This window comes from Streptomyces sp. NPDC058665 (assembly GCF_042714995.1).
GTDB lineage: Bacteria > Actinomycetota > Actinomycetes > Streptomycetales > Streptomycetaceae > Streptomyces.
This window is the reverse complement of the sequence record NZ_JBHXRX010000015.1, coordinates 23699-31220: the sequence shown is the minus strand read 5'-3', so window position 1 is coordinate 31220 and position 7522 is coordinate 23699. Positions and strand designations below refer to the sequence as shown.

Here is a 7522-nt window from a genome sequence, read left to right as displayed (position 1 = left end):
GGGGCTGGTATTTGTGTATAAGAGACAGGGAATGCCCCGCGCAGCGGCCCACCCCGCCCACCCCGATCCGGTCACGTCCCCCGCGACCCACCGGCACGGCGCCGTGCCGGTGGGCGAGCGCGAGGGCTCGCGCCCTACGCGCACGCACACAGCCGCGCCGAGCGACCCCGTGGCCTGTCCAGCGCGTGAAACACGCGCGCGTCCGGTCCCGGCGCTGGCATAGGTTCGGGGCGTGACAGTGGCAAGGCAGCACGTAACGGAAGCCCGCAGGATCGTCGTCAAGGTTGGGTCGTCCTCGCTCACCACCGCCTCCGGTGGGCTCGACGCCGATCGGGTCGACGCCCTCGTCGACGTACTCGCCAAGGCCCGCAGCGGCGGCGAGAAGGAGATCGTTCTCGTCTCCAGCGGCGCCATCGCCGCCGGGCTCGCCCCGCTCGGCCTCGCCCGCCGGCCACGGGACCTCGCCCGCCAGCAGGCGGCGGCCAGCGTCGGGCAGGGGCTGCTCGTCGCGCGCTACGCCTCGTCCTTCTCGCGTTACGGGCTGCGCGTCGGCCAGGTCCTGCTCACCACCGACGACACCAGCCGCCGCTCCCACTACCGCAACGCCTACCGCACCCTCGACCAGCTGCTCACCATGGGCACCGTCCCGGTCGTCAACGAGAACGACACCGTCGCCACCGAGGAGATCCGCTTCGGCGACAACGACCGGCTGGCCGCCCTCGTCGCACACCTCGTCCGCGCCGATCTGCTCGTCCTGCTCTCGGACGTCGACGGTCTGTACGACGGCGACCCCAGCAAGCCGGGCAGCTCACGGATCGAGCGCGTCGACGGCCCCGCCGATCTCGTCGGCGTCTCCATGGGCAGCGCCGGCAAAGCGGGGCTCGGTACCGGCGGCATGGTCACGAAGGTCGAGGCGGCCAGGATCGCCGCCGCCGCCGGCATCCCCGTCGTACTGACGTCGGCCGGCCGCGCGGGCGACGCCCTCGCCGGCCGCGACACGGGTACGTACTTCGGCCGAACCGGCCGCCGGTCCGCCGACCGCCTCCTCTGGCTCGCCCACGCGTCGACCCCGCAGGGCGCGCTGACCCTCGACGACGGCGCCGTACGGGCCGTCGTCGAGCGCCGCACCTCGCTGCTGCCGGCCGGAATCGCCGCGGTGGAAGGGGAGTTCAGCGCGGGGGACCCGGTCGAACTGCGTGACACGGCGGGCCGGGCCGTGGCCCGCGGTCTCGTCAACTTCGACGCCAAGGAGATCCCTCAGCTCCTCGGCCGCTCCACCCGGGATCTGGCGCGCGAACTGGGACCCGCGTACGAGCGGGAGGTCGTACACAGGGACGATCTGGTCATCCTGCATCCTTGACGTACGCCTGAAACGGCTGAAAGTCCGGCTTTTTGGAAGGGACCTTTACCGAAACCACCCCATGCCCCGCCCAGGGCTGGTCAACTTTGTCTCAGGGGTTAAAGGCGGGGTAGCAGTACGACGAACCAGCAACAGGAGGCCGCCGGTGAGACGAACGCGCCCGGGGGCGGGGTCCCTCGGGTCAGGAGGAGGCACCTTGCACGCCCGGAGGGCCGCGGGGGAAGAACGGACGCTGACCAGCGTCGGAGCCGGGGCGGACTTCGACGACTTCGACGACGTGGAGGATCCGGGCACGTCCCGGCAGACCCAGTCGCGCCGCGGTGAGGACCGCGCGGTGTCGAAGCTGTGGCACATCACGCTCAGCGTGTCGGGTTCGCAGGCGCCGCTCACCGAGGTCAGACGGGGCCTCGAACAGCTCGCCCACGACCATCCGTTCCTGCTGACCAGCAGATACGCCAACGACCACGCGGAGATCCGCTACTGGGAAGAGGCCAGGGATCTGCACGACGCCGCGGCGGTCGCGCTACGGCTCTGGGGCGAGCACCGGTCGAGCGCCAAGCTCCCGCCCTGGGAGATCGTCGGCCTGGAGGTCATCGACCGCGAGACGTACCACCTGCGGATCGCGGAAGGCTACGGTCCGCCGCCGGCGGCGCCGGTGGGCGTCCATCCGTTCTGACGGCAAGGACGACGGCGAGGACAGAGGCCGCCCTACACGGTGAAGGCCGCGGCCGTCTCGCAGTACGGGATACGGGGGAAGTGCCCGCAGCGCGCGCATTACTCTGCGGGCATGACCTCGCTCTCGCCGTACGACAACCTGACACCGGTCACCAGGACCGCCTACCGCGCACGCTCCGCAGCCGCCGACCTCGCCCCACTGCCGCGCTCGGTCAAGGACGACGCACTGCTGGCGATCGCCGACGCTCTTGAGGTCCGTACGCAGGAGATCATCAAGGCGAACGGTGAGGACATCGCGCGTGCCAGGGAAGCGGGCACCAGCGAGGCGATCATCGACCGGCTGACCCTCACGCCCGAGCGCGTGCGGGCCATCGCCGCCGACGTACGGGACGTGGCCGCGCTGCCCGACCCGGTCGGCGAGGTCGTGCGCGGCTCGACGCTGCCCAACGGGATCGACCTGCGCCAGGTCCGGGTCCCGCTCGGCGTCGTCGGGATCATCTACGAGGCCCGCCCCAACGTCACCGTGGACGCGGCGGCGCTCTGTCTGAAGTCCGGCAACGCCGTGCTGCTGCGCGGTTCGTCCTCCGCGTACGCCTCCAACACCGCGCTCGTGCGCGTGCTGCGCGACGCCGTCGGCGGGGCCGGGCTGCCGGCCGACGCCGTCCAGCTCGTTCCCGGTGAGAGCCGCGACTCCGTACGTGAACTGATGCGCGCCCGCGGTCTGGTCGACGTCCTGATCCCGCGCGGCGGCGCCTCGCTGATCCGTACGGTCGTCGAGGAGTCCAGCGTCCCCGTCATCGAGACCGGCACCGGCAACTGCCATGTCTACGTGGACGCCGAGACCGATCTCGACATGGCCGTCGACATCCTCATCAACTCCAAGGCCCAGCGCCCCAGCGTCTGCAACGCCGCCGAGACTCTCCTGGTCCACCAGGACATCGCCGCCGCGTTCCTGCCGCGCGCGCTGGACGCGCTCGCCGCGGCCGGGGTCACCGTCCACGCGGACGAGCGGGTGCTTGAGTACGCGCAGGCGGCGGGCGGCACCGAGGCCACGGTCGTCGCGGCGACCGCCGAGGACTGGGAGACCGAGTACCTGTCGTACGACATCGCCGCCGCCGTGGTCGACTCGCTGGAGAGCGCCGTCGCGCACATCCGGCTCTGGTCATCCGGGCACACCGAGGCCATCGTCACCACCTCACAGGCGGCGGCCCGCCGTTTCACCCAGTTGGTCGACTCCACGACCGTCGCCGTCAACGTGTCGACGCGGTTCACCGACGGCGGCCAGTTCGGCTTCGGCGCCGAGATCGGCATCTCCACGCAGAAGCTGCACGCGCGCGGCCCGATGGGGCTGCCCGAGCTGACCTCGACCAAGTACATCGTGACGGGCGACGGTCACACACGGTAGCCGGAAGGGGAATCCCGGGGAATCTGCACGGTCTCTGCCGAAAACGTCCTCCCCGGTCTACTCTGAGAAGGTGCCGGACGACGTGGGGGGCAAGCCGTTCCCGGACGGCTGGGAGCCTGACGACGACCGCGGAGGCGCGGACGAGGACTTCGCCTCCGTGGTGTTCGACGAGGAATTCATCCGGTCCGCACCCATTCATGAACCGACCGCCGTGGAGCGGCTGCTGGCCGCCGCGCAGGCGCGCGCGGACGCCGAGGCGGCCCGCGCCCGGCCCTACGGTGGCCCTCCGGACGACGAGCGTTACGAGGACGGCTACGGCCCGTCGGGCGAGTACGCCGACGAGCGGCTGTACGGCGGCGCGTACGACCCGGACGACCCCGACGGCGACTTCGGCCCGTACGGCCGCCACGGCGGCTCTCTGCGTCCCTACCGTGGCCGCGCCCGCTGGCACCGGCCCGTCGCCTGGGTCCTCGCCGTCGTGATGGGCATCGGGATGGTCGCTCTCGCGTTCACGGCCGTCTACCGCGGGGCGTCGGGCAACCGTCAGGACCGGGTGCCGCCGCCCGCCACGACCGGCGTCGACGCGTCGCGCGGCGGAGACGGGCCCACGACCTCGACGGAGTATTCGGTCCCCAAGGTCTCGGCCGTGCCGCGCAGCACGCCCTGAACCGCGTTCAGCGCCCCCGGAAGCCTCGCGCGTACCCCGAAAAGCGCTCTCCGACGCTCCCTGACCCATGTCGTTCTTGGGGACGGCGTCCGAGTTTATGTTCGGCCGAGCCGACCTAACCTGAAGGTATGGCAGGGCGCGGAGACCCACCCGAGGGCACGCCTGAGGGAACCCCCGGCGGTGGCGAGGACGAATTCCGATCCGTCGTCTTCGACGAATCGTTCGTCCGTGCTGCCCGGCTCCAGGAGTTCTCAGCCCGGGAGCGGATGGGCGACAACTCCCATGCCGTACGCCGACGAGCCCCCGCCGAGAGGTCCCGCGCCGGCTCGCTGACTCCCCGCAGGGGATCGGTCCAGGCGCTGCTGCTGGTGCTGGTGGTCGCCGTGGCCTTCGGTACCGCCGTCTATGTAGGTGTACGACCCCCGTACCGGCCGCCGTTCACCCGGTCGGCGGAACCGCTGCGTATGACGGTCATCCCGCTCGCCCCCGCCGGAGAGGTGCCGGGCGACGACCCCAGGAGTCTGCTGCGGCGCAGCCCCGCCGCGGAGTTCGGCACGGGTGCCTCCGGCATCCCACTGCCGCCGGCGCGCCGCACACCGCACTTCACGGAGAACGAGGTGATGGCCGCGCTGGCCACCGCCAAGGACTATCTCGTCGCCTCGTCCCTCGACCCGGACGTCCTCACCGGCACGCAGCGGCGCTCGGTGCGGATGCTGCTGGACCCGGGGCAGCTCGCCCAGTTCGACCAGACCTTCGCCGAGCCCGCCGACGACGGCAGGCACGCTCCCGTCGGCTGGCTGGTCCGTTTCGACCCGGAGAAGGTGGCGCTCGCCGAGTCGGCCGTCCGGGTCAGGGGCACGCTGCGGTTCGCCGAGTCAGCGCCCGGCACGATCGACGTGCTCTCGGACCACACCTTCGTCTACGCGCTCAAACCGGCCGGGAAGCCGGCGGGGGAGGACGCGTCGCTCTTCACCGTCCGGCGGACCCTGCACTTCCGGCTCGACCGCGAGGACCTGCCCCGGCATCAGGCCGAGCTGGTGACCAGCGAGGTACAGGCGGGACCGCAGGCCTGCTCCAAGGAGCCCCCGACCACCCTGAGACCCCTGCTGGCCGGGGCCAGGGCGACGCCCGCGGGACCGGCGGGCACCGATCCGTACGTGAAGGGACCGCCCTCCGCCGGGCTGTGCGGCGTCCTCGACAACAACGCACAGCCCCGCGACTGATCCCCGTCCGGGCACCGGCGGGCCGGAGGGGGCCCTACGGCTACTTCCCGTCGTCGGCGGGCTTGGCACCGTTGCCGTTGGCACTGTCGCCGCTGCTTCCGCTTCCGCCGCCCGCGTTGCCCGACGAGCCGCCCGTGAACCTGTCCCTGAGCTTGCCGCCGAGGTCCCCCGCGCCGCCGGCGATGTCGCCGACCAGCTTCATCAGCGGGTCCTTGCTGGTGCGGACCGAGTCCGCGTAATGCGAGGCGGAGTCACGGATCGAGTCGCTGACGGACGTGTCCTTGTCCTCCGTACGACGCGGGTAGTGCCCGTCCATGATCCGCTGGAAGTCGCGGCTCTCGCCCCACTTCTTCAGCTCGGCGGCGCGCACCGTCGTGAACGGGTGAGTACGCGGCAGCACGTTCAGGATCTTGAGCACGGAGTCCCGCAGATCGCCCGCCTCCTCGTACTCCCGCGCCTGCTCCAGGAACGCGTCGACGTTCATCTCGTGCAGATGATTGCCGCCCGCGATCTTCATCAGGCCGCGCATCGACGCCTGGGGGTCCTGGCCGACCAGCAGCCCCGCCCGGTCCGCGGACAGCTCCGACTTGCGGAACCACTCGCGCAGCGCCGAGACGATCGCCATGATCGCGACATTGCCGAGCGGGATCCAGGCGACCTTGAGCGCGATGTTCGTGAGGAACAGCAGTATCGTCCGGTAGACGGAGTGCCCGGACAGCGCGTGGCCCACCTCGTGGCCGACGACCGCCCGCATCTCCTCCTCGTCCAGCAGCTCGACGAGACCCGTGTTGATCACGATGATCGGCTCGTCGAGACCGATGCACATGGCGTTCGGCGTCGGGTTCTGCGCGACGTACATCGTGGGGACCTTCTCCAGGTCCAGGATGTAACAGGCGTCCAGCAGCATTGTGTGCAGATGCGTGAACTGCACGTCGCTGACGCGTACCGAGTCGGAGAGGAAGAGCAGCCGCAGGCTGCGCTCCGGCAGCAGGCCGCTCATCGCCTTGAAGACCGTGTCGAAACCGCTCAGCTTGCGCAGCGCGACCAGGGCGGAGCGGTCCGCGGGATGTTCGTACGCCCGTGAGGAGATACCGGGGAATCGCTTGCGCTGCCTGCTCGGCACGTTCTCGCGACTGGCTGCGTCGTGGCTGTCTTCGGTCATTGAATTCCCCTGTCCGTACGAGTCACCGGCTCGTCCCCCTGCCGGACCCCACCGTATGCGCTGCGACTACGGTTGTGCGGGGCCGCTGCGCGCCGTCGTCGACTTCAACGTCCGAGTCGGCGTGAGGGTGCCCGACGGGCCCGCATACGATGTGCGCGAAGTCTCCGCTCCCGATCGAATAGGTCCTGCCGAAGATGAGCCTCTACAGCACCGCAGCCAGCATGGTCACCGTCGCCGCCGAGGGCAGCGAGCACGGAGGCGGCCACGAGAGCCTCAGCGCGTACCTCACCGGTGGCGGCGCGCTGTTCGCGCTGCTTCTGGCGCTGTGGATCACCACCCGCTTCAACCGCGACCGCTGAGACGGGGCCGTTACGCCGTGCCAGTAGGCTCCGCAGGCATGGGAAATCAGGCAGCGCCGGCCGGCGCGGGACAGAACGGCAGACGCCGTCTCGGGGTGATGGGCGGGACGTTCGACCCGATCCACCACGGGCACCTGGTGGCGGCCAGCGAGGTGGCCGCGCTGTTCAACCTCGACGAGGTGGTGTTCGTACCGACGGGACAGCCGTGGCAGAAGAGCCACTCGGCGGTCTCGCCGGCGGAGGACCGGTATCTGATGACGGTCATCGCGACGGCTTCCAACCCGCAGTTCTCGGTCAGCCGTATCGACATCGACCGTGGCGGCAAGACCTACACCACCGATACGCTGCGGGACCTGCACTCCCTGCACGGCGACGCGGATCTCTTCTTCATCACCGGCGCTGACGCGCTGTCCCAGATCCTCAGCTGGCGGGACGCCGAAGAGCTGTTCGCGCTGGCCCACTTCATCGGTGTCACCCGGCCCGGACACGATCTGACGGACGACGGACTGCCCAAGGGCGGCGTCTCGTTGGTGGAGGTGCCCGCGCTGGCCATCTCGTCGACCGACTGCCGGGCAAGGGTCGCGCAGGGTGATCCGGTCTGGTATCTGGTGCCGGACGGCGTGGTGCGCTACATCGACAAGCGGCAGTTGTACCGCGGCGAATGAGCCACG

At 70.7% G+C, this 7522-nt stretch carries 8 protein-coding genes; 7 read left to right on the top strand and 1 reads right to left on the bottom strand.

Going from position 1 to position 7522, the window contains the following annotated elements:
* Positions 1 to 232: 232 nt before the first annotated feature.
* The 5 genes from proB (at position 233) to ACFWV8_RS12215 (ending at position 5330) form a co-directional block, all read left to right on the top strand.
* Positions 233 to 1360, top strand: coding sequence for a glutamate 5-kinase (gene proB, locus ACFWV8_RS12235; RefSeq protein WP_329387769.1), 1128 nt, complete (start codon positions 233 to 235; stop codon positions 1358 to 1360).
* Positions 1361 to 1505: 145 nt separating this feature from the next.
* Positions 1506 to 2036, top strand: a complete 531-nt coding sequence (locus tag ACFWV8_RS12230) for a hypothetical protein (RefSeq protein ID WP_329387774.1) — start codon at positions 1506 to 1508, stop codon at positions 2034 to 2036.
* Between the two features lie 111 nt (positions 2037 to 2147).
* Complete coding sequence (locus ACFWV8_RS12225) at positions 2148 to 3440, top strand: glutamate-5-semialdehyde dehydrogenase (RefSeq protein WP_384200187.1); 1293 nt, start codon at positions 2148 to 2150, stop codon at positions 3438 to 3440.
* A 70-nt stretch (positions 3441 to 3510) separates the two neighbouring features.
* Positions 3511 to 4107: a hypothetical protein gene (locus tag ACFWV8_RS12220; RefSeq protein WP_329387780.1), complete on the top strand. Its 597-nt coding sequence runs from the start codon at positions 3511 to 3513 to the stop codon at positions 4105 to 4107.
* A gap of 128 nt (positions 4108 to 4235) precedes the next feature.
* Entirely contained in the window at positions 4236 to 5330 is a 1095-nt protein-coding gene (locus tag ACFWV8_RS12215) for a hypothetical protein (RefSeq protein ID WP_384200185.1), read from the top strand.
* A 40-nt stretch (positions 5331 to 5370) separates the two neighbouring features.
* On the opposite strand, the gene ACFWV8_RS12210 is transcribed toward ACFWV8_RS12215, so the two are convergent.
* Positions 5371 to 6492 carry a M48 family metallopeptidase gene (locus ACFWV8_RS12210; protein WP_384200183.1) on the bottom strand — a complete coding sequence of 374 codons (1122 nt, stop codon included), beginning with the start codon at positions 6490 to 6492 and terminating at the stop codon, positions 5371 to 5373.
* Between the two features lie 194 nt (positions 6493 to 6686).
* Between ACFWV8_RS12210 and ACFWV8_RS12205 the strand changes: the two genes are divergently transcribed.
* Positions 6687 to 6851 carry a hypothetical protein gene (locus ACFWV8_RS12205; protein ID WP_384200181.1) on the top strand — a complete coding sequence of 55 codons (165 nt, stop codon included), beginning with the start codon at positions 6687 to 6689 and terminating at the stop codon, positions 6849 to 6851.
* A 38-nt stretch (positions 6852 to 6889) separates the two neighbouring features.
* Positions 6890 to 7516: a nicotinate-nucleotide adenylyltransferase gene (gene nadD / locus ACFWV8_RS12200; RefSeq protein WP_384200179.1), complete on the top strand. Its 627-nt coding sequence runs from the start codon at positions 6890 to 6892 to the stop codon at positions 7514 to 7516.
* The last annotated feature ends 6 nt before the right edge of the window (positions 7517 to 7522 follow it).